This is a genomic window from Komagataeibacter kakiaceti JCM 25156 (genome assembly GCF_000613305.1).
This window is the reverse complement of sequence record NZ_BAIO01000841.1, coordinates 1-675: the sequence shown is the minus strand read 5'-3', so window position 1 is coordinate 675 and position 675 is coordinate 1. Positions and strand designations below refer to the sequence as shown.

Below are 675 nucleotides of genomic sequence, written 5' to 3'. Positions count from 1 at the left end.
TCAGCGCCGAACATAAACGCCGCCACGGCGTCGTGCCGGGGGGGGCGATGGCGGTGATGGCGCTGGGCAAGGCCGGATCGCATGAAATGATGCCCGGCTCGGACCTTGACCTCATGCTGGTTTTCGATCACCCGCCCGATGCGGGGGAAAGCGTCGTGTCCGCCTCCACCTCCGCCGACGGGGTGCGCGCACGGCCCCTTGCGGCGGGCACCTACTTCGTGCGGCTGGCGCATGCTTCATCGCGGCCCTGACCGCGCCGGGGCGCGAAGGCCCGCTGTATGAGGTGGACATGCGGCTGCGTCCCTCGGGGTCGAAGGGGCCGGTCGCGGTCTCGCTCTCCGCCTTTCGCCGCTACCATGCGGAATCCGCGTGGACATGGGAACGCATGGCCCTGACCCGCGCGCGCGTGGTGGCGGGGCCGCCCCCGCTTGCCGCCGAACTGCGGCAGGCCATCGCCACCGCGCTCGATCACGGCCCGCTCGCGCAACACGACCGCGCGCGGATCGTGCATGACGTGCGCCATATGCGCGAACGCCTGGCCAGGGAATATCCCGCCACCAGCCCGTGGGACATCAAGCGCCGCCGGGGCGGGCTGATGGATGTGGAATTCATCGCCCAGGGGCTGCAACTGACCGACGCCACGGCCGCAACCCGCAACCAGTCCACCCGGCTGGC

The 675-nt window shown here is 71.1% G+C and carries 1 pseudogene; it reads left to right on the top strand.

Annotation, left to right across the window (positions count from 1 at the left end):
- A pseudogene (locus JCM25156_RS26515) lies at window positions 1–675 on the top strand (bifunctional [glutamine synthetase] adenylyltransferase/[glutamine synthetase]-adenylyl-L-tyrosine phosphorylase); the annotation flags it as partial.